Annotated in this window: 13 protein-coding genes and 1 pseudogene; 5 read left to right on the top strand and 9 right to left on the bottom strand. The window is 74.6% G+C overall.

What is annotated here, in order from left to right; translation table 11 throughout:
• Nucleotides 1-47 precede the first annotated feature (47 nt).
• Nucleotides 48-737 carry an SDR family NAD(P)-dependent oxidoreductase gene (locus BX266_RS00710; RefSeq protein ID WP_099896993.1) on the top strand — a complete coding sequence of 230 codons (690 nt, stop codon included), beginning with the start codon at nucleotides 48-50 and terminating at the stop codon, nucleotides 735-737.
• A gap of 22 nt (nucleotides 738-759) precedes the next feature.
• On the opposite strand, the gene BX266_RS00705 is transcribed toward BX266_RS00710, so the two are convergent.
• Nucleotides 760-1407, bottom strand: coding sequence for a TetR/AcrR family transcriptional regulator (locus BX266_RS00705; RefSeq protein WP_099896992.1), 648 nt, complete (start codon nucleotides 1405-1407; stop codon nucleotides 760-762).
• Nucleotides 1408-1582: 175 nt separating this feature from the next.
• Between BX266_RS00705 and BX266_RS00700 the strand changes: the two genes are divergently transcribed.
• From BX266_RS00700 to BX266_RS00690, 3 genes are all read left to right on the top strand, one after another.
• Entirely contained in the window at nucleotides 1583-2860 is a 1278-nt protein-coding gene (locus BX266_RS00700; protein WP_099896991.1) for a YncE family protein, read from the top strand.
• Nucleotides 2861-2931: 71 nt separating this feature from the next.
• On the top strand, nucleotides 2932-3495 hold the full coding sequence (locus BX266_RS00695; RefSeq protein WP_099896990.1) for a flavodoxin family protein: 564 nt from the start codon (nucleotides 2932-2934) through the stop codon (nucleotides 3493-3495).
• Nucleotides 3496-3598: 103 nt separating this feature from the next.
• Complete coding sequence (locus BX266_RS00690) at nucleotides 3599-3970, top strand: ClpX C4-type zinc finger protein (RefSeq protein WP_099896989.1); 372 nt, start codon at nucleotides 3599-3601, stop codon at nucleotides 3968-3970.
• A 22-nt stretch (nucleotides 3971-3992) separates the two neighbouring features.
• Here the strand turns inward: BX266_RS00690 and BX266_RS00685 are convergent, their stop codons facing one another.
• From BX266_RS00685 to BX266_RS41080, 5 genes and pseudogenes are all read right to left on the bottom strand, one after another.
• Complete coding sequence (locus BX266_RS00685; RefSeq protein ID WP_399168761.1) at nucleotides 3993-5033, bottom strand: cation diffusion facilitator family transporter; 1041 nt, start codon at nucleotides 5031-5033, stop codon at nucleotides 3993-3995.
• A gap of 58 nt (nucleotides 5034-5091) precedes the next feature.
• Nucleotides 5092-5850 carry a leucyl/phenylalanyl-tRNA--protein transferase gene (locus BX266_RS00680; RefSeq protein ID WP_099896987.1) on the bottom strand — a complete coding sequence of 253 codons (759 nt, stop codon included), beginning with the start codon at nucleotides 5848-5850 and terminating at the stop codon, nucleotides 5092-5094.
• The gene (locus BX266_RS00675; protein WP_120314343.1) at nucleotides 5847-6473 is read right to left on the bottom strand and encodes an SDR family oxidoreductase; all 627 of its coding nucleotides are present in this window, start codon (nucleotides 6471-6473) and stop codon (nucleotides 5847-5849) included. Before BX266_RS00675 ends, BX266_RS00680 begins: the two co-directional genes overlap by 4 nt.
• Nucleotides 6410-8953, bottom strand: coding sequence for an amino acid adenylation domain-containing protein (locus BX266_RS00670; RefSeq protein WP_259464465.1), 2544 nt, complete (start codon nucleotides 8951-8953; stop codon nucleotides 6410-6412). The genes BX266_RS00675 and BX266_RS00670 overlap by 64 nt, the downstream gene beginning before the upstream one ends.
• A 6-nt stretch (nucleotides 8954-8959) precedes the next feature.
• Nucleotides 8960-9106, bottom strand: a pseudogene (locus BX266_RS41080) (MbtH family NRPS accessory protein); the annotation flags it as partial.
• Nucleotides 9107-9257: 151 nt separating this feature from the next.
• On the opposite strand from BX266_RS41080, the gene BX266_RS00665 reads away from it, so the two are divergent.
• The gene (locus BX266_RS00665) at nucleotides 9258-12392 is read left to right on the top strand and encodes a bifunctional diguanylate cyclase/phosphodiesterase (protein WP_143686832.1); all 3135 of its coding nucleotides are present in this window, start codon (nucleotides 9258-9260) and stop codon (nucleotides 12390-12392) included.
• A gap of 16 nt (nucleotides 12393-12408) precedes the next feature.
• On the opposite strand, the gene BX266_RS00660 is transcribed toward BX266_RS00665, so the two are convergent.
• The 3 genes from BX266_RS00660 to BX266_RS00650 form a co-directional block, all read right to left on the bottom strand.
• The gene (locus BX266_RS00660) at nucleotides 12409-14844 is read right to left on the bottom strand and encodes a SpoIIE family protein phosphatase (protein ID WP_180290332.1); all 2436 of its coding nucleotides are present in this window, start codon (nucleotides 14842-14844) and stop codon (nucleotides 12409-12411) included.
• A gap of 48 nt (nucleotides 14845-14892) precedes the next feature.
• Nucleotides 14893-19173: a HAMP domain-containing protein gene (locus BX266_RS00655; RefSeq protein WP_099896984.1), complete on the bottom strand. Its 4281-nt coding sequence runs from the start codon at nucleotides 19171-19173 to the stop codon at nucleotides 14893-14895.
• Between the two features lie 345 nt (nucleotides 19174-19518).
• Nucleotides 19519-21105 carry a CYTH and CHAD domain-containing protein gene (locus BX266_RS00650; protein ID WP_099896983.1) on the bottom strand — a complete coding sequence of 529 codons (1587 nt, stop codon included), beginning with the start codon at nucleotides 21103-21105 and terminating at the stop codon, nucleotides 19519-19521.
• Nucleotides 21106-21450: the final 345 nt, after the last annotated feature.

Below are 21450 nucleotides of genomic sequence, written 5' to 3'. Positions count from 1 at the left end.
CGTAATCCGTTGGCCGCGGGGGGCCGCGCGGGGAGAAGCTGGGCCGCATGACGACGATTCTGATCACCGGGGCCAACAAGGGCCTCGGGTACGAGAGCGCCCGCCGCCTGGTCGAGGCGGGCCACACCGTGTACGTGGGCGCGCGCGACGCCGTGCGGGGCAACGCCGCCGCCGCCGAACTCGGAGCCCGGTTCGTGCAGTTGGACGTCACCGACGACGCCTCGGTGGCCGCCGCGGCGGCCGCGGTGGAGGCCGACGGCGGGCTGGACGTGCTGGTCAACAACGCGGGCATCGAGGTCCGCTCGGCGGGCGGCGCCATCGTCGGCGCGGCCGAGCTGACCGCGGACGTGATGCGCGAGGTCTTCGAGACCAACGTGTTCGGCCTGGTCCGCGTGACGCACGCGTTCCTGCCGCTGCTGGAGCGCTCCGCCGCCCCCGTGGTGGTCAACGTCAGCAGCGGCACGGCCTCGCTGTCGCAGGGCGGCAAGGGGTACCCCGGGGTGGCCTACCCGGCGTCCAAGACCGCCGTCAACATGCTCACCGTCCAGTTCGCCAAGGCGTTCCCGCGGATGCGGATCAACTCGGTGGAGCCCGGCTACACCGCGACGGACCTGAACCGCCACGAGGGCACCCAGTCCGTCGCGCAGGGCGCCGAGGTCATCGTGCGGATGGCGCAGCTGGGACCGGACGGCCCGACCGGCGGCTACTTCGACCAGGCGGGCCCGCTGCCCTGGTAGCACCCGACGGGCGGGCGGGCCGCTACGGCGCCGGGTGCCGGACGGCGCCGAGCAGCAGGGCGGTGAGCTCGGCCAGGACCTGGTCGAGGGTGGCGTCGAACTGGCCCGCCGTCCAGTCGTGCAGCAGGCCGTTCACCGCGCCGATGAACGCGGTGGCGGCGATCCGGAACTCGCGCGGCGCCAGCTCGCCGCGGGCGACGGCGGAGTCCGCCTCGGCCACGATGAGCTCCACCCAGCGGGCCCGCCGCACCAGTCGCTGCCGCTCCAACTCCTCGCTGACGCCGACGATCTCGACGAAGGCGATGCGCAGCCGGCGCGGGTCCTCGGTCGCGGCGGTGACGTAGCCGCGCAGTACGGCGGCGATCCGCTGCTCGAACGGCAGCCCGGCCGCGGTCGCCAGCGCCCGCAGCACCGCCCGCTCCTTGTGGTCGTTGACCTCCAGGTGCAGCCGGGCGAGCACCTCCTCCAGGTTGCGGAACTCCTCGTAGAACTGACGGGTCGACAGGCCGGCCGCCTCGCACAGGCCCGCCACCGAGGCGTGCCGGTAACCGGGACGGTCGCCGAACTGCGCCAGCCCCGCCGCCAGGAACCGCTGCCGCCGCTCGGCCCGCCGCTCCTGCGCCGACCGCCCGCCGTACGTGCCGCCCACGTCCTGCCCCACCCGCACCATCGGTGTTCTCCCGCCCCGCCCGCCGCGCCGCGCCCGGCATCCGGCCCCGATTGTCGCCCACCGACGTCTTGTCAGGTCCGCCGAACCCTCCCTACCGTCGAGTAGCGCCAATCTGACTACCCGTCGTTTCAGACTTCGCGCGCGCCGGTGGGCTGCGCGCGGGTGAGGAGTCGCGATGTCCCGCACCCGGCCCCGGCGCTCCCGGCGCCTCTTCCGACTCGCCGTGCTGGCAGGCACCTTGGGCCTGGCCGTGCCGCCCGCCGGGGCGGCCGGCGCCGCACCGCAGGGCCCGCCGGCCGCAGCCGCGCTGCGCGAGGTGATGTTCGTCGGCAACAACTGGGACGGCACCGCCGACGTCATCACCTCGCGCGGCGACCTGACCCGGATCGGCCGGATCGACGTCGTTCCGGACAAGGACCAGCGGCTCACCGAGATCTACCTCAACCCGGTCAAGCTCGGCTACTTCCTGGGCGTGCGGCTCGGACCGGGGGAGGGGCACGACCAGTTCGTCGACGACATGTACTCCACCCCGGACGGCTCGGCCGTCGTGGTCTCCCGGCCCAGCTTCGCCGACGTGGTCTCCATCGACCTGGCCAGCGGACGGATCAACTGGCGCTTCCCGGTCGCGGGTTACCGCTCCGACCACATGGCCGTCTCGCCCGACGGCACCCGGGTCGCGGTGTCCGCCTCCACCGCCAACACGGTGCACGTCCTGGACATCGCCACCGGCCGCCAGCTCGGCTCGTTCAAGACCGGCGACAAACCGCACGAGAACCTGTTCACCGACGGCGGCAAGCAGATCTGGAACATGTCCATCGGTGACGTCACCACCGCCCTCGACGAGCCCTGGCTCGACTGGACCAAGGGCGACCGCCACATCACCGTGGTCGACGCCGCCACCCTGCAGCCCGTGCGCACCATCGACATGCGCCGGCGCCTCGACGCCTTCGGCCGCGCCGACCTGTCCAACGCCGTCCGCCCCGCCGCCTTCACCCCCGACGGGTCCACGCTGTACTTCCAGGTCTCCTTCTTCAACGGCTTCGTGGAGTACGACGTCGCCTCCGACACCGTCACCAGGGTCAAGACCCTGCCGAAGAACCCCGCCACCAGCGAGGACCGCACCACCTGGGTCAACGACTCCCGTCACCACGGACTGGCGATCAGCCCGGCCGGCGACCGCCTCTGCGTGGCCGGCACCATGGACGACTACGCCACCGTCGTCGACCGCGCCACCCTCCAGGAGGGCCCGCTGGTCCCCGCCGTCAAGCCCTACTGGGCCACCGTCAGCGGCGACGGCACGTCCTGCATCATCTCCGAGAGCGGCGCCGACCGGGTCACCGCCATCGACTTCGCCACCGGCCGGCGCACCTCCTCCGTCGAGGTCGGCGACCACCCGCAGCGGGTCCGCCTCGGCCACGTCGCCGCCGACTGGACCGGGCCCGCCGCCAACTGACCCGCCGTCGGCCCGGCGACCCGTTCCGCAGCGGCGGGAATGGGCCGCTGGGCCTGCGAGTTGGACCCGGCGTGACCGATCAAGACGACCGCTCCTTCCTGTTCCTGCTCGGCAGCAGCCGGGCCGACGGAAACGCGGAGGCCCTCGCCCGCGAGGCCGCCCGCCACCTGCCCGCCGGCACCGCCCAGCGCTGGCTGAGCCTCGCCGACCACCCCCTGCCGCCGTTCCGGGACCACCGCCACACCGACGGCCACGCCTACCTCGAACCCGAGGGCAACGAGCGCCTGCTGCTGGAAGCCACCCTCGCCGCGACCGACCTGGTCATCGTCTCCCCGCTGTACTGGTACTCGGTGTCCGCCTCCACCAAGCTCTACCTCGACCACTGGTCGGCCTGGCTCCGCCTCCCGCAGTTCGCCTTCCGGGAGAGCCTGGCGGGCCGCACCCTGCGCGGCATCACCGTCACCAGCCACGAGGACGACGGCAAGGCCGACCCGCTGGTCGGCACCCTGCGCACCACCGCCGAGTACATGGGCATGCGCTGGGGCGGGGCGCTGATCGGCCACGGCAACCGCCCCGGCGACGTCCAGCAGGACCACCCCGTCCTCGCCGAGGCCAAGACCTTCCTGCAGAACTGACCGGCCCGGCCGACGCCGCGTGCTTGTCAGGCCGGTCCTGACGGCCGTACGCTCCCTGTCAGGACCGGCCTGACAGGGGCCGGACGGCCGGGACGGAGGCGCCATGACGGCGGGGACGGTCGAACGCGAGGGCAGGGCGTGCTCGTTCTGCGCCAAGCCCGAGGCGGAGGTGGCCAAGCTGATCGCCGGCCCGGGCGCGACCATCTGCGACGAGTGCGTCGACCTGGCGGGCTCCATCGTCGCCGAGTACCGCCCGGGGCCGGTCGACCTGCGGATGCCCCCGTGGGGCGAGCTGTCCGACGCCGCCATGCTGGAACGGCTCCCCCGGGTCGCCGCCGTCGCCGACCAGGTCGAGGCCGACCTGCGGAGGTGGGTCATGGAACTGCGCCGACGCGGCGTCACCTGGGCCAGGATCGGCGAGGCGCTCGGGATCACCCGCCAATCGGCCTGGGGCCGCTTCTCCGGCGAGGAGTGACCGGGGACGAGCCGACGGGCCGTCAGCGCCCCGGCTCCTGCTGCCGGGCCACCGCCGACCGCAGGCTCCGGCGGCGGTCGGCCGCCCGGCGGCGCTCGTCCCGATCGGCGGCCGTGATGTCCAGGAAGATCTGCTCGAACCCCGGGCACTCGGTGCGGATCCGCCGCTTCACCTCCACGCACAGCGCCTCGACGCCGGCGCTGTCCAGACCGTCGGCCAGATCGACCCGGGCCGCCAACAGGGCCGAGTCCGGGCCGAGCTGCATGGTCATCAGCTGCGTCACCACGTCGATCTCCGGCCGCTCCGCCAGCAGGTCCGCCGCCCGCTGCTGGAGGACCGGATCCACCGCCCGCCCCACCAGCAGGTCCTGGGCGTCGCGACCCAGCCGGAAGGCCACGCAGACCAGCAGCACCGCGATGGCCAGCGCCGCGCCCGCCTCCCAGGCCGACTGCCCGGTCCACTGGTGCAGCCCCGCGCCCGCCGCCGCCAGCAGCACCCCGATCACCGCCGCCGCGTCCTCCGCGAACACCGTCCGCACGGTCGGATCGTTCCCGCGCCGCAGCTGCGCGAGCAGGCCCCGCCCCGCCTGCCGGGCCTGACCGCGCACCTGCACCGTCGCCCGCACCAGCGAGGCGCCCTCGGCGAGCAGCGACACCCCCAGCACCGCGTACACCACCAGGTAGCCGCCGGTGTCCTCGGACTGCGGATTCAGCAGGGTGTGCAGGCCCTGGTAGAACGAGAAGCAGCCGCCGGTCACGAAGATCCCGACCGCCGCCAGCATCGACCAGAAGAACCGCTCCTTGCCGTAGCCGAACGGGTGCCGCGAATCGGCACGGCGGCGGCTGCGCCGCAGCGAGGCCATCAGGAACACCTCGTTGAGGCTGTCCGCCACCGAGTGCGCCGCCTCCGACAGCAGGGCGGGCGAGCCGGCGAGCAGTCCGCCGGCGACCTTGGCCAGCGCGATCACCAGGTTGGCCACCAGCGCCACCAGCACGGTGGCCCTGGTCCGGCGGTCGCCCGCCCGCTCGCCCCGGTCCGGGGCGCGTTCCATGTCAGTCGTCACGTCCGCCGTCTGCCCCGGCACCCGGCGCCCAAGCACCGGCGGTTGCGGAACGCTCCGGTCAGCCCAGGCGGGCGGCGGGCAGCGGTTCGGTGGTGAGCGGGGCGACGGCGGAGGGGGCGGCCAGGGCGCGGAGGTACTGCGGGCGGGCCATCGGGCTGGTGCCGAACGCGCGGACGTGCGGGCTGTCCCACTGGGCGTCGAGCAGCCGGCCGTCGACCGCGCCGAACCGGGCGGCGAGATCCGCGACGGCGACCCGGTCGGCCCCCGGGCGGTGGCGGAACATCGAATCCAGGCTCAGCACCCCGCCGACGGCGACCCCGAACGCGCCGCCGACCAGCGCAGTCCCGTCCCAGACCTCGGCGCTGTGGGCGGCGCCCCCCCGGTGCAGCTGCTCCAGCGCCTCGCGCAGCCCCCGGGTGAGCCAGGCCGGCCGCCGCCCCTCCGCGCAGCGGGCCACCACCTCGCCGAACGCCCGGTCGGCGGTGGTGTGCCAGCGCAGCCGGCCGCGCAGGCTCCGCCGCAGCCGGGTAGGCAGGTGCACCCGGTCCGGCGCGACCACCGGCCGCGGATCGGGGGACCACCAGGCGAGCGCGTACGGATCCTGCGCGGCGGGGCCGGGAAGCACCCGGATCCGCCCGGCCACCACGTCGGGCGCGTGCACCGCCTCGTTGAACGCGGCGGAGATGTCGTCGCCCGGCATCGGGAACAGGCCGCGCCGGTACGCGGCCAGCAGCACCGGGGCGGTGAGCTCGGCGCCGAAGGCCACCGGGGCGTCGCCGGGGGCGTGCGCGAGGTCGAGGTCGTCGAGGGCGGTCATGACGGGCCCGGGCGGTCGGCCCCGGCGAGCTGCGCCACGCAGCGGTCGAGGAGGCGGTCGTCGACGGCGGGCAGTTCGATGCCGCTGCCGGCCAGGGCGGCTTCGGCCCGGCTGCGGTCGAAGCGCGGGAAGACGGGCTGGAAGTACATCTCACTGATCGTCAGGTCGGTGCCGGGGGCGCGGTCGACGAACAGCGGCACGTACGGGGCGACGGGGTGCGAGGGGTGCGCGGCCGCGAAGGCGACCAGCTCCCGCACCCACTCGCGGTAGGGGAGTTCGGTGACGGGGTGGCCGGCGGCGCGCAGCCGGGCGGCCAGGGCGGGCAGCGAGGCCGGCTCGGGCGAGGCGAGGTGGTAGACGTCGCCGCGGGCCGGGGCGTGCGCGGCGAGGTGCGCGGCGGCCCGGGCGAACCGGTCGGCGGGCACGAAGTCCAGTGGCAGCCGCACCGCCGGGTAGTGGCCGCTCTCGGCGAAGTAGGTCATCAGCGCCCACAGTTCGGTCGCCGGGTTCATGATCCCGCCGGACAGGTCGCCGGTGACGTCGTTGGTGCGGATCACCGTCACCGGCAGTCCTTCGGCGGCGGCCCGGTGCAGCAGCTGCTCGGCGACCCACTTGGTCTCCACGTAGCCGACGCCGAGGTGTTCCGGGTGGGCGAGGGGGTGCGCTCGTCGACCTCGCGGACACCGGCCGGCCCGAAGCCGGCCAGCACGGCGAGCGTCGAGACGTAGTGCACGGGCACCGCGCGGCGGTGGCCGGCCAGCCGGACCACCTCCCGGGTGCCGTCCACGTTGGCCCGCCGCAACTGGTGGTACGGGTAGAGGAAGTTGACCTGCGCACCCAGGTGGTGGATGCCGTCGAGGTGCTCGGCCAGCCGGTCGAAGCGGTGCCGCGGCAGGCCGAGCAGCGGCTCGGTCAGGTCGCCGATCAGCGGGACGATCCGCGGGTCGTCCAGCCGGTGGCCGAGGAAGCGTTCCTGGGCCGCGTGCAGCCGCTCGGCGGCTGCCGCGTCGCCGGGGGCCCGGACCAGGCAGTGGATCCGGGCGCGCGTGGTGGCCAGCAGGGTCTCCAGCAGGTGGGCGCCGCAGAACCCGGTGGCGCCGGTGAGCAGCAGCTCGGCGGGTTCGGTGCGGTCCGGCGCGGAGCCGCCGCCGTGGCGCACCGGGTACCGCACCTCCGTCTCGCGGACCCAGTCCGGGGCGCCGCCGCCCGGCTCGGCGCCGCCGCGGGCCCCCCGGACGGCGGCGGCGAACGCCCGCAGCGTCGGATCGCCGAGCAGCGCGCGGGTCAGGCCGCGGACCCGGGTGACGTCGATGTCGGCCAGCAGCCGGACCCGGGCGAGCATCTCCATCGCCAGCAGCGAGGTGCCGCCGAGCGCGAAGAAGTCGTCCAGCGGCTCTACGTGGTCCACGCCGAGCAGCTCCGCCCACAGCCGACCGACCGTGAGCTCGGTGGCGTCCGTGGGCACGCCGCCGTCCGGGCCGGGCGTCGGCGGCGCGGCGGGGGAGCCGCCGTGCGGCGCCGGGTGGCGCGGCAGCGCCCGGCGGTCGATCTTCCCGGCGGCGGTCAGCGGCATCGTCGCCAGCGGCACGAACGCGGCGGGGACCATGAACGCGGGCAGGTGCCGGGCGAGGTGGGCCCGGATCAGCCCGATCCGGCCCGGCGCGCGCGAGGCCGCCGGATCGGCGGTGGTGTAGTACGCGGTGAGGGCGACGCTGCCGTCCGGCGCGGTCCGGTCCGCGACCACCTTGGCCAGTCGGACGTCCGGATGCCCGGTCAGCACCGCCTCGACCTCGGTCGGGTCGACCCGGAACCCGCCGACCTTCACCTGCTCGTCCAGCCGGCCGAGGATCTCCAGCACCCCGTCCGGTCGCAGCCGCCCGGCGTCGCCGGTGCGGTACATCCGCCCGCCCGGCTCCGCCGCGAACGGGTCGGGCACGAACGCCTCCGCGGTGGCGGCGGCGTCGCGCCAGTAGCCGAGCGCCAGCCCCGGCCCGGCCAGGTGGATCTCGCCCTTCCCGCCGGGCGGGACCGGACGCAGCAGCGGATCCAGCAGGTGCACCCGCACGCCCGGCAGCGGTCGCCCGATCGGCGCGGGCGCCAGGGCCGCGGCGTCACCCAGCAGCTCCGCGGTGACCTCGCACAGGGTGGAGGTGATCGCCGCCTCGCTGACCCCGTACGCGTTCAGCAGCCGGACGTCCGGCAGCCGCTCCAGGAAGGTCCGGCAGTCGTCGACGTGCACGACGTCCCCGCCGACCACCACCAGCCGGAGCCCCGCGTGCCCCAGTCCGCCCGGCGGCACCTGCGCCAGCAGGTGGTGCCAGTACGCCGGGGTGAGGTCGGCGACGGTCAGGTGCAGCTCGCCGATCCGGTCCAGCAACTCCGTCGGCGCCCAGGTGTCGGCCCCGCCCAGCACCACGGCCGCGCCCGCCGTGAGCGGGGCCAGGACCTGCTCCAGCGCGGTGTCGAAGCCGAGCGCCCCCAGCTGCAGCACCCGGTCTCCGGGGCCCAGCCCGTACGCCCGGGCCACCCGGTCGAGGGTGAACGCCAGCGGGCCGTGGGCGACGGCCACGCACTTCGGGACGCCGCTGGAGCCGGAGGTGTGGATGAGGTAGGCGAGGCCGTCCGGGCCGCCGGTGGCCGGGCCCCCGTCGCCCGGCGCCCCGCCGCGGGCGTCCGGCCCGAGGATGCGCACCCCCGGCCAGCCCGGGTCCGGAGCGGCCACGGCGACCGCGGCGCCGCACTGCGCGAGCACCCGGGACTGCCGCTCGGCGGGCCAGGACACGTCCATCGGCAGCAGCCCGCCGCCCGCCTTGAGGACCGCGAGCCAGGCCACCACCAGGTCCGTGTCGCGGGGGAGGCAGACCGGTACGGCGTCGCCCGGGCGCAGACCGGCCTCGCGCAGGGCGGCGGCCAGCAGGTCGCTGCGGCGGTCGAGCGCGCCGTACGAGAGCGAGCCCGCCTCGCCGAGGACCGCGAGCGCCTCCGGGTGCCGTGCGGCGCGCTCCCGGAAGGCCGCGGGCACCGGAGCGAGGCCGCTCCGCGGCTGCCCGCCGGGCGGAGCGTCGGCCAGGCCCAGCTCGCCGGGCCGCCAGGCGCGGTCCACGTAGGACCGGCACTCCGGCCGTCCGGCGGGCCCGAAGACCGGGTGCCAGCCCGCGGGTAAGGACGCCGCCGCCGGGTGGATCGCGTGCCGGCCGGAGTCGTCCCGGACCACGGACCAGTGGCCCCGGTCCGCCGGTGCTGGGATCCCGTTCATGCCGCCTGCTCGTTCGACCACGTGGTTGACCTCGCGTGCGTATGTCCCGGTAGGACATGCAAAATTGTGCTATTCGACTATATGCACCCATGGTGGAGAAAGGCCGTCACAAGCCGTCGGTCCCAGCCCAGGACAAGCAGGAGGTGACTCTTTGACACCCCGCCGACAACGGCTGATGGCCTACTACCTGTTATGGATGGCGCTGCTCACGGGCATCTACTACGCCAACCCGTCGCAGCGGCTCGTCTGGTGGACCGGCATCGGCCTGAGCGGCGCCGCCGCCGTCGTCGTCGGCGTCCGGCTCAACCGCCCGGCGCACGCCCTGCCGTGGTACCTGCTGGCGCTGGCGAACGTGAGCTTCACGGCCGGCGAGGTCACCCAGGTCGTGCAGACCCAGTTCCTGCACCTGGACAACCCGTTCCCGTCGGTCGCCGACGTCTTCTACCTCGCCGAGTTCGTGCTGTACGCGGCCGGCGCGCTGGTCTTCATCCGCCGCCGCAAGGCCCGGCAGGACTGGGCGGGGCTGCTCGACGCGCTGATCCTCACCATCAGCCTGGCCCTGCTGGCCTGGATCTACCTGATCCTGCCGTACGCCCGGAACCCCGACATCGACTGGTTCTCCCGGGCCGTGTCGATCGCCTACCCGCTCGGGGACATCGTCGTCCTCGCCCTGCTGCTGCGGCTGCTCACCCCGCGCGGCGGCAGCAGCCGGTCGCTGCAACTGCTGACCGTCGGCACGGTCGGCATCCTGGCCTCCGACACCGCCTACGGCCTGATCCAACTGCACGGCAGCTGGCACATCGGCACGCCCGTCGACCTCGGCTGGGCCGTCCTCTACGCGGCCTGGGGCGCGGCGGCGCTGCACCCCTCGATGGTCGAACTCACCAAGCCGCTGCCCACCCAGCAGCCCGGCCTCGGCTTCGGCCGGCTGCTGCTGCTCACCCTCGCCGCGCTGATCGCGCCCGCCATCCTGCTGGTCGAGTCGCTCGGCGGGAACACCACCAACACCGGCGTGATCGGCGCGTTCTCGGCCGTGCTGTACCTGCTGGTGCTGGCCCGGCTGGCCGTCGTGGTCGCCGCCTACCGGCGGGCCGCCGTCCGCGAACGCACCCTGCGCGAGGCCGGCTCCCGGCTGACCGCCGCCGTCACCGTCGACGAGATCGCCGCCGGCGTCGAGACCGCCGCCTCCGCCCTGATGGCCGACCGCCCCGGCCACCTGGCCTTCCTCGCCGTCGCCCGCACCCCGCACGCGCGGCCGGTCGGCCAGGCCGCACAGGGCGCGACGGCCCACGGGCCGACCGGCGAACTGCTCGCCCTCGCCTCCCCGGACAGCACCCTGCTGCTGCCCACCGCGGATCTCCCGCCGACCGTGCCCGGCCTCCCGCACGCGATGCCGGACGCCCTGCTGTGCCCGCTCACCCTCGCCGAACGCCCCTCCGGCGACCCGCTGCTCGGCGTGCTGGTCGCCACCGGCACCGAACAGGAGCTCGCCGACCTGCGCCGGCCGCTGGAGATCCTCGCCACGCAGGCCGCGCTCGCCGTCGAACGCGTGATGCTCAGCCAGGAGATCAACCACCGCAACAGCGAGCTGTACTTCCGCACCCTGGTGCAGAGCGCCAGCGACGTGATCCTGATCCTCGACGACGACGACACCATCCGGTACGCCTCCACCTCCGCCGCCCGGGTGCTCGGCCACGCCCGGCTGGACGGCACCCCGATGACCGACCTGGTCCGGCCCGAGGACGGGCACGCCGTCAGCGGGACGCTGGCCCGGATGCGCGGCGGGCCCGGGCGCGACGCCGAACAGGACCAGCCCCGCGAGCACTGGCGGCTGACCCGGCACGACCGCACCCCGATCGAGGCCGAGGTCCGGTTCAACGACCTGCGCGCCGACCCCACCGTCGAGGGCCTGGTGCTGACCCTGCGCGACGTCACCGAGCAGCGCCAGATGGAGCGCGAACTGACCCACCTGGCGTTCCACGACCCGCTGACCGGCCTGGCCAACCGGGTGCTGTTCCAGGACCGGGCCGCTCACGCGCTGGAGCGGGCCCAGCGCAGCGGCACCGTCACCGGCGTGCTCTTCATCGACCTCGACGACTTCAAGGCCGTCAACGACACCCAGGGCCACGCCGTCGGCGACGAACTGCTGCTCGCCGTCGCCCACCGGATCTCCGGCGCGCTGCGCAGCTCCGACACCGCGGCCCGGCTGGGCGGCGACGAGTTCGCGGTCCTGGTCGAGAACGCCCTCACCCCGGCCGACGTGGACGCCGTCGCGGACGGCCTGCTCGGCCTGTTCACCGAACCGTTCGCGCTCAGCTCCAGCGCCGCGAGGGTCACCGCCAGCATCGGCGTCGCCACCACCGAGGACAGCACCGACACCACCGAACTGCTCACCCACGCCGACCTGGCGCTGTACGCCGCCAAGGGCGCGGGCCGCCGGCAGCGGCGGCACTACCGGGCCGCGCTGCAGGCCAGGCTGGTGCGGCGGCACGAACTGTACGAGAACCTCGACGACGCGCTCACCGAGTCCGCGTTCCGGCTGCACTACCAGCCGATCATCGGCCTGCAGACCGGCAACCTGGCCGGGTTCGAGGCGCTCGTCCGCTGGCCGCACGACCGGCACGGCATGATCCTGCCCGACGACTTCATCTCGATCGCCGAGGAGAGCGGGCAGATCGTCCAACTCGGCGCCTGGGTCCTCGAACAGGCCACCCACGAGGTCGGCAAGTGGATCGCCGCGCACCCCGCCGCCCCCGGCCGCCCGCCGCTGCGGGTCAACGTCAACGTCTCCGCCCGGCAGTTCCGCGACGCCGGATTCGTCGACACCGTCCGCGAGGTGCTGCGCACCGCCAAGATCGCGCCGACCGCGCTCGTCCTCGAACTCACCGAGTCCGTGCTGATGCGCCGCGACAACCGGATCCGCTCCGACATGCAGGAACTCACCTCGCTCGGCGTCGGCATCGCCATCGACGACTTCGGCACCGGCTACTCCTCGCTCTCCTACCTGCGCGAGTTCCCGATCACCACCCTGAAGATCGACAAGACCTTCATCGACGGGCTCGGCAACTCCCCGCAGCAGCACGCCCTGGTCGAGGGCATCGCCCGGATCGCCGACACCCTCGGCGTCACCGTCATCGCCGAAGGCATCGAGACCACCGTCCAACGCGACCTGCTCGCCGCCATGGGCTGCCCGCTCGGCCAGGGCTACCTCTTCGGCCGCCCGATGACCGCCGCCCAGGCCCGCGAGCTGGTCGAGAGCCACGCCCGCGCCGTCGGCCGGGGCTGACGCGCAGCAGCGGCGGTCAGCGGACCTCCATGCCCACCAGACAGGTGTCGTCGTCGGTGTCGGCGCCGCTGAAACGCAGCAGGTGGTCCAGGTGCGCGTCCAGCGCGACCACGCCCTGCCGGGAGGCGGACCGGGAGAGCGCCACCAGGTCCGCGAGGGAGGCGTGGAGCCCCTGGTCGCGGCGCTCGATCAGCCCGTCGGTGTACATCACGATCCGGTCGCCCGGCTCCAGGGCGATCTCCCGCTCCTCGTAGTCGGCCTGGTCGAGCACCCCCAGCAGGATGCCGTCGGCCTGCGGCAGGCACTCCGCGTCCCCGCCGCGCAGCAGCACCGGCGGGAGGTGACCGGCCCGGGCCCAGCGCAGGTGGCGGCGGTCCGGGTCGTACAGGCCGCAGACCGCCGTGGCCGTCACGTTGTCGGTCAGATGGTGCGTCACACTGTTCAACCAGGCCAGCAGTTGGGCGGGGCCCGCCCCGGTGGCGGCGAGCCCGCGCAGCGCGTTGCGCAGGGCGACCATCCCGGTCGCGGCCTCGATGCCGTGACCGGCGACGTCGCCGACGCACACCAGCACCTGCCCGGAGGGCAGCGGCAGCGCGTCGTACCAGTCCCCGCCCACCAGGTGGTCCTTCTCCGCGGGCCGGTAGCGCACCGCGACGTCCAGGTTGTGCAAGGTCCGCGGGCCCGCGCTGGGCGGCATGATGGCGTGCTGCAACTGGCGGACCAGCCGGTGCCGCTCGGCGACCTGCTGCTCGGTCTGCGCCAACTGGTCCCGGGTGGCCGCGAGGGCGACCTCGGTCCAGTGCTGCGCCGAGATGTCCTGGTACGCGCCGCGGACGGTGCCGAGCCGGTCCAGGCGGTCGTGGACCGGCTCGGCGACCACCCGGATGTGCCGCGTCACCCCGTCCGCCCGCTGCAGGCGGAAGGCCGTGGACGCCGGACGCCGGTGGTGCAGCAGGGTGCGCAGGAAACGCTGGACGGCCTCCCGGTCGTCGGGATGGGCGTGGTCGGACAACCGGTCCAGCGGAACCGGCTGCGCGGTGGGGGACAGGCCGTGCAGTTCGAACAGCGTGTCGTTCCACACCACCTGACGGGAGTCCAGGTCCTCCTCGAAACCGCCGATCCGGCCGAGCCGCTGGGCGTGGTGGAGCAGCCGGGCGATCTGCGACGTGCTCTCGGCCAGCCGCCACAGCACGATGACGTGGTTGCGGTGCCGGTTGATCGACACGTACGCGTCGGTGCTCAGCGGCACCCCGTCGACCAGCGCCGTCAGCCGCATCCGCGGGTCCTTGAACGGGGCGCCGGTGGCGTGGACGTTCTCCACCGCCTCCAGCAGGTTCCCGCCCTGCGCCGCCAGCGGGTACGCCTCCAGCAGGCCGGCGCCGACGATCGCGCTGGTGGGACGCCCCGCGAAGTCCACGAACGCCGGATTGGCGTGGCGGATCACGAAGCGCGGCGGGAACCCGTCCACGGGATCCAGGATCATGCAGGGATCGAGGACCCCGTCGACGAGCTCGGCCAGCTCGTTGAACGGCCCGCCCACCGGGCCCTCCACCGCGGTGTCCGCGTCCCAGCTCTCCAAGGTGGTGGCGCACAGCTCGGCCAGCGCCTCGAACTGGCGCTGCAGCGACTGGGACTGCTCGGGCAGCTCGTCGCGCCAGCAGACCTCCAGCACGCCGATCAACCGGCCGCCGACACCCGCGGGAACCGCCAGCCGGCCCCCGCCCGCCTCGTGCCCGCCGACCGTCGGCACGGCGCCGTCCGCGAGCGTCCGGTACGCCACCGGCGCGCGCTCGTCCAGCGCCCGGCGGGCCACCGTGACCACCCCCGGCGGCACGTGCCGCCAGCGCCGCGCCTCCGCGTCGGCGAAGCCCGCGCTGCCCGCCAGCGACAACGACAGGTCCGGGTGCGCCGCCCAGATCGCCACGGCGACCGCGCCGAGCGGCCGCAGCGCGTGCTCCAGCATCGCCCGGGCCGCCGCGCCCGCGTCCCCGCCGCTCAGCGCGTCGGCCTCGGTGTTGCGCAGCCGCACCCCGACCTCGGAGGACACCGGCTGCGCCGCCCGCGCGACGAACTCGTGCGCGGCCTCGGAGATCTTGTCCGCGGCGGCCCGGTTGACCAGGTCGGCCGCCAGCTCCAACGGCGTGCTGCCGGCCTGCTCGGCCAGCACCTGGAGCTGCTTGGCGGCCTCGGTGGGCCCGCAGCGCAGCCGCTCCACCAGGATGCCGACCGCCATCTCCACCACCGACCGGCCCGCGGCGTGCGCCTGCGCCTCGTCGAGCTGCCGGCGCAGCTGCGCCACCGTGTCGGCGAGCCGGCCGACGGCGCCCCGCTCCGCGGTGGCCGGCGGCGCCGACGGCCCGACCTCGGCGCGGCGCTGGGCCCCGACCAGACCGGCGCGGTCCGGAGCGGGCGGCGCTGCGCCGTCGGGGAACTGCTCCCGGGAGTGCTGCACGACGTGGACTCCTGTGGTTCTGCTGGGCGGCCGAGGGCCGACGGGCGGCTATCGGGCGAGCTGGGCCTTGATGCGGCTGATGAGCTCACCCGCGTCGACCGGCTTGGTGACGTAGTCGCTGGCACCGGAGCCGAGGCTCTTCTCCCGGTCGCCGACCATGGCCTTGGCGGTGACCGCGATGATCGGCAGCGCGGCGTGCTCCGGCATGGCCCGGATCGCCGCGGTCGCGGTGTAGCCGTCCATCTCGGGCATCATCACGTCCATCAGGATGACGTCGACGTCCGGGTTGGCGGCGAGCGTCTCCAGCGCCGCGCGGCCGTTCTCGGCCTGGAGCACCCGCATGCCGTGCAGCTCGAGGATCCCGGTGATCGCGTACAGGTTGCGGTCGTCGTCGTCGACGACCAGCACCAGGCAGCCGTTCAGCGCCGAGTCCACGCCGGCGTCCCAGGAGCCGTCCGGGGCGCTCCCGCGGGCCGGCGGCACGTCACCGGGCCGGTCGGCGCTCATGTGGAGCGCGATGCGCTCGCGCAGCTCGTCGAGGCTGGAGATCACCTCCAGCGGCCGGCCGCCGTCGCGGTACAGCTCCTCGGTGTCGCCCGGCGTCCCGCGGTTGCTGTGCACCAGCACCGGGACGGCCTGCAGGGCGGGGTCGCGGCCCATGTCCCGCAGCAGCGCCGGCGCGGCGCCGTCGCGCAGGTCCAGGTCGAGCACCACGCAGTGGGCCGGGTTCGAGGCCAGCACGGTCGCGGCCTCCGCCGTGCCGACCGCCGTGACGACCTCGACCCGCCGCCGGACCTCCCCGTGCCCCGGCAGCCCGGCCAGCTCGGCGGTGGCGTTCTCGGCGACCAGCGACAGCAGGCCGCCCTGCCGCTCCTCCACCACCAGCAGCCGGCGCGGCTGGAGCGGCGCGGAGTTCTCCTCGCCGGCCTGGTGCGGAAGTTCGACCGTCGGCGGCCGCTGCTCGTGCGCCGGGCCCGCGCCCGGGCCCGCGTCCAGCGCCAGGTACTCCGGTCGGGCGACCGGCAGGAACAGGGTGAAGGTGCTGCCGCTGCCCAGCACGCTGTCCGCGGTGATCGCGCCGCCGAGCAGGTAGGCGATCTCGCGGCTGATCGACAGGCCCAGCCCGGTGCCGCCGTACTTGCGGCTGGTGGTGCCGTCGGCCTGCTGGAACGCGCCGAAGACGCTCTCCAGGTGCTGCGGCGCGATGCCGATGCCGGTGTCGGAGACCTGGAAGGCCAGCACCGGGCCGCCGCGGTGGACGCCCTCCGGGAGCTGCGCGTCCTGCGCGAGCTCGATCCGCAGCTCGACCTGGCCGCGCTCGGTGAACTTCACCGCGTTGGAGAGCAGGTTCCGCAGCACCTGGCGCAGCCGGTAGTCGTCGGTGACCAGCTCGGCGGGCACGTCGGCCGCGGTGCGGACGGTGAACGTCAGGTTCTTCTGGCTGGTCAGCGGCCTGAAGGTGGCCTCGGCGTACTCCAGCAGGCTCTGCAGCGGCACCGCCTCGGGGTTGAGGTCCATCTTCCCCGCCTCGACCTTGGACAGGTCGAGGATGTCGTTGATCAGCTGCAGCAGGTCCGAGCCGGCGGAGTGGATGATGCCGGCGTACTCGACCTGCTTCGCCGACAGGTTCCTGGTCGGGTTCTGGGCCAGCAGCTGCGCCAGGATGAGCAGGCTGTTCAGCGGGGTGCGCAGTTCGTGGCTCATGTTGGCCAGGAACTCCGACTTGTACTTGGAGGCCAGCGAGAGCTGGTGCGCCCGGTCCTCCAGCTCCTGACGGGCCTGCTCGATCTCCAGGTTCTTGGTCTCGATGTCGCGGTTCTGCGCGGCCAGCAGCGCGGCCTTGTCCTCCAGCTCCAGGTTGGACGCCTGGAGCTCCTCCTGCCGGGCCTGCAACTCCTGCGAGCGGGCCTGCAGTTCGGCGGTCAGCCGCTGGGACTCGCCGAGCAGCTCGTCCGTCCGGGCATTGGCGACGATGGTGTTGAGGTTGACGCCGATGGTCTCCATCAGCTGGTCCAGGAACGCCCGGTGCGCGGCCGTGTAGGGCCGAACGGAGGCCAGCTCGATCACGCCGAGCACCAGGTCCTCGACCACGATCGGCACGACCAGCAGCGACAGCTCCTCGGTCCGGCCGAGCCCCGAGGCCGCCGCCAGGTAGCCGCCCGGCAGGGTGTCGACCGCGATGGTGCGGCGGCTGCGGGCCGCCTGCCCGACGAACGACTCGCCCAGCCGGAACCGGGTCGGCCGCCCGCCGTCCGGGAACGCGTACGAGCCGATCAGCCGGAGCACGGTTCCGCCGTCGGTCTCCTCGGCCAGGTAGAAGGCGCCGACCTGGGCGCCCACCAGCGGGGTCAGCTCGTCCATGATCGACTCGGCGACCACGGCGAGGTCGCGCTGACCCTGCAGCAGGCCGGAGAAGCGGGCCAGGTTGGTCTTGAGCCAGTCCTGCTCCTCGTTGGCCCGGGTGGTCTCGCGCAGCGAGCCGACCATGGCGTTGATGTTGTCCTTCAGGTCGGCGACCTCGCCGGACGCGTCGACCGTGATCGAGCGGGTCAGGTCGCCCGCGGCGACCGCGCTGGTCACCTCGGCGATCGCCCGGACCTGTCGGGTCAGGTTCCCGGCGAGCTCGTTGACGTTCTCGGTCAGCCGCTTCCAGGTGCCGGAGACGCCCTCCACCTCGGCCTGGCCGCCGAGCCGCCCCTCGCTGCCGACCTCGCGGGCCACTCGGGTGACCTCCGCGGCGAACGAACTCAGCTGGTCCACCATGGTGTTGATGGTGGTCTTGAGCTCCAGGATCTCGCCGCGGGCGTCCACGTCGATCTTGCGGGTGAGGTCGCCGTTGGCGACCGCGGTGGTCACCTGCGCGATGTTGCGGACCTGCGAGGTCAGGTTGTGCGCCATGAAGTTGACGTTGTCGGTGAGGTCCTTCCAGGTGCCCGCCACGTTCGGCACCCGGGCCTGGCCGCCGAGGATGCCCTCGGTGCCGACCTCGCGGGCCACCCGGGTCACCTCGTCGGCGAACGCCGACAGCGTGTCGACCATCGTGTTGATCACCCCGGCCAGGGCGGCGACCTCGCCCTCCGCCTCGACGGTGATCTTCTGGCTGAGGTCGCCGCGGGCGACCGCGGTGGCCACCTGCGCGATCGAGCGGACCTGGCCGGTCAGGTTGGACGCCATCACGTTGACGTTGTCGGTGAGGTCCTTCCAGGTGCCGGACACGCCCCGGACGGTCGCCTGGCCGCCCAGGTTGCCGGCGGTGCCGACCTCGCGGGCCACCCGGGTCACCTCGTCGGCGAACGCCGACAGCTGGTCGACCATCGTGTTGATGGTCTCCTTCAGCTCCAGGATCTCGCCGCGCGCGTCCACCCTGATCTTCTGCGTCAGGTCGCCCTTGGCGACGGCCGTGGTGACCTGGGCGATCGCGCGGACCTGCGCGGTCAGGTTGTCCGCCATCACGTTGACCGACTCGGTCAGGTCGCGCCACGTCCCCGACACGTCGCGCACGTCGGCCTGGCCGCCCAGGCGGCCCTCGGTGCCGACCTCGCGGGCCACCCGGGTGACCTCGCCGGCGAACGAACTCAGCTGGTCCACCATGGTGTTGATGGTGTTCTTCAGCTCCAGGATCTCACCGCGGGCCGTGACGGTGATCTTCTGCGACAGGTCGCCGTCGGCCACCGCGGTGGCCACCTGGGCGATCGCGCGGACCTGGCCGGTCAGATTGCCCGCCATCGAGTTCACCGAGTCGGTCAGGTCGCGCCAGGTGCCGGACACGCCCTTCACGTCCGCCTGGCCGCCGAGGATGCCCTCGGTGCCGACCTCGCGGGCCACTCGGGTGACCTCGCCGGCGAACGAACTCAGCTGGTCCACCATGGTGTTGACGGTGTTCTTCAGCTCCAGGATCTCGCCCCGGGCATCGACGGTGATCTTCTGCGACAGGTCGCCCTTCGCCACCGCGGTCGCCACCTGGGCGATGTCGCGCACCTGGGTGGTGAGGTTGCCCGCCATCGCGTTGACCGAGTCGGTCAGGTCCTCCCAGGAGCCGGACACCCCGGGCACCACGGCCTGGCCGCCCAACTGCCCCTCCGTGCCCACCTCGCGGGCGACCCGGGTGACTTCGGACGTGAAACGCGACAGCTGGTCCACCATGCCGTTGAACACGGTGGCGATCTCGCCCAGCAGCCCGTCCGCGTCACCTGCCAACTCGGTGCTGAAGTCACCGTCGCGCACCGCGGTGAGACCCGCGAGCAGCAGCCGCAGTTCGGTCTCGCCGATCTCCGCCCGATCGGCCTCCGCACCCGGGTGCAGGTCCCGCGACGTCCTCGAGCCAGCCATCGAACGCTCCGCCTCCCAGCACGCCCGCCGTCAGGCCGGGCAACCGATCCTTCTGCCGTGGCCACCGCCGGATGACCCCGGGCGAGGCTACCTCAGCTCCGCGTGCGGCGAGTATCCGCCCGACCGCGGAGCTGCTGCGCGAAGCGCCAAGTCGCCTTCGCCCGATGACAGTTGAGCGAATCTGCGAATCTCACGGCCAGGTGAGGCGGGCGTCGGCGGGCGTGACGGCAGGACCGAAGGCATGACCGGGTGCCGACGGGGCATACGGGGTAGGCCGACGGGCTCCGTGGGCGTGCCGGCGGGCAGGGGAGGGCGGTGAGGTGAGTGTCGTGGGGGCGGCGGGGGTCAGCGCAGGCGGGTCAGGCGGCCCCGGCCGGCGCGGCGGCCCAGACGTGGCAGTCCGCGTTGCACGTCCGCGGCGGTGGCGGCCAGGCGCTCGTGCAGCACGCCGCAGAGGAAGGCCTGGCGGTCGCCGACCGCCCACCGGTCGACCGCGGCCAGCTCCCGGCGCGCCACCACGCTGTCCTGGTGCGTGCCCAGCGCCTTCTGCAGCTTCTTCGACCGGGCGGCGAACGCCGCCGTCCGCTTCGCCGCGCGACCGCGGAGGTACGGCCCCGCCTGCTCGGCCGCGTAGCGGGACCGCTTGGCGGCCTTCCGCGCGCTGTGCAGGGCCCGGTCCCGTCGCGGCCCCGGGCGGGTGCGCAGGGCCCGGCGCAGCCGCCGCGCCGTCCGCCGCTGCTCGTGCCGGAGCACGTCCGACAGGTAGCCGCGGGCCTTCCGGCCGGCCCTCCGGCGCAGCGGCGGGTCGTCGACGAAGGCGTCGAGGGCGTCCAGCAGGGCGAAGTAGCGGTCGCCGTCGAGCTCGGCGACCACCTGTTGCCAGGCGTGCCGGTAGGCGTGCGCGCAGCGTTCGGTGAGCCGCCCGCGCAGGGCGGCGCGGTCCAGCTCGGCGGGCAGCGCGTCGAGCTCGGCGACCAGCACCTCGCCGAGCGCCTCCGGGTCGCGGGCGCGGCCCAGGAGCCGGCCGAGCCACCGCAGCTCGGTCGCGAGCGCCTCGGCGGGCCCGGGCTCGAACAGCTTCCGGTGCGCCTTGAGCAGGCTCCGCAGGCGCCGGGCCCGGACCCGCATGCGGTGCACCGCGTCCTCCTGGCCCTCCCGCACGGCCGCGTCCAGCCGCACCAGCTCGTCGAACTCGGTCCGGAGCGCGCCGGTGACCAGCGCACCGGCTGTCCGCCGGGCCGCCCGCCCGTCCGTCGACCCGACCGCCGGCCGGGTGCCCAGCAGGCGGGCGAGCTTCGAGGGCCAGCGGGAGCGGACGGCGTCGGCCTCGGCGAAGGCGTCCTCCAGGCGCTCCAGCAGCGGCGGCTCGCCGTGCTCCAGCTCGACCTCGAACTCGGTCCACGCGCAGACCTCGGTGCGGGTCCCGCCGCCCTCGCGCCCGGTGCCCGGGGCTGCGCCGCCGCGGTCCGGCCCGGCGATCCGCCCGGCGTCGAGGACCTGCGCGGCCACCTCGTCCTCGGTGACCCGGGCGAGGGTGTGCCCGCCGGCGCCGCACAGCAGCAGCTCCGAGCGGCGGGTCCGCAGGTGCGCGACCTTCCGGATCCCGGCGCCGCGGGTCAACGCCGCAATGTGCCGCAGCAGTTCGGCCGGGACCGCGGCGTCCCCGGCCGCGTCCAGCGGCACCTGCACCTCCCGGCGGGTGTCCGGGCCGCCCTCCGGCAGCTTGAGGTGCCAGCCCGCGTCGGGCCCGCCGGTACGCCGGCGCAAGGTGACGCCGCGGCGCAGCAGCCGCAGGTCGTCGGTGTCGTAGTACGCGGCGTCGAGGTGCTGCGCCCCGGCCCTGCGGGTCGCCGTCACCCCGGGCACCCGGTCGAGCCGCCGGGGCAGCGCGGCCCCCTCGTACTTGCGCTCCGTCTCCACGTGTACGCCCATGGACCGGCGGCTGCCCGGGAACCCGCGACCCCATACATGCGATCCGCCCGGGGCGGCAGGAACCGGCGCGGGAACCGCGGGCGACGGCCGGCCGAGCGCGTGGCGGCCAGTCGCGGTGGCCGCTCGGGCGCTCGGGCCGGCGGGTCGGGGTGGGGGAGCGCGGGCGGTCGACGGTGGGGACGCACGGGCCGGTCGGAGGCGGGGGAGCGCCTGGCGGGCAGTCCCGGCGGGCGCTGGGGCCGGCAGGTCGGGCGTGGGGGAGCGCGGGCGGTCGACGGTGGCCGGTCGTCGGTGGGCGCGGGTCGTGCGAGGCACAGGCCGGGGCTGCCGCGAGGTGGTGTGCCG

It is taken from the genome of Streptomyces sp. TLI_171 (genome assembly GCF_003610255.1).
Classification (GTDB): domain Bacteria; phylum Actinomycetota; class Actinomycetes; order Streptomycetales; family Streptomycetaceae; genus Kitasatospora.
The sequence above is the reverse complement of the archived record's forward strand: the minus strand, read 5'-3'. Positions and strand labels throughout refer to the sequence as shown.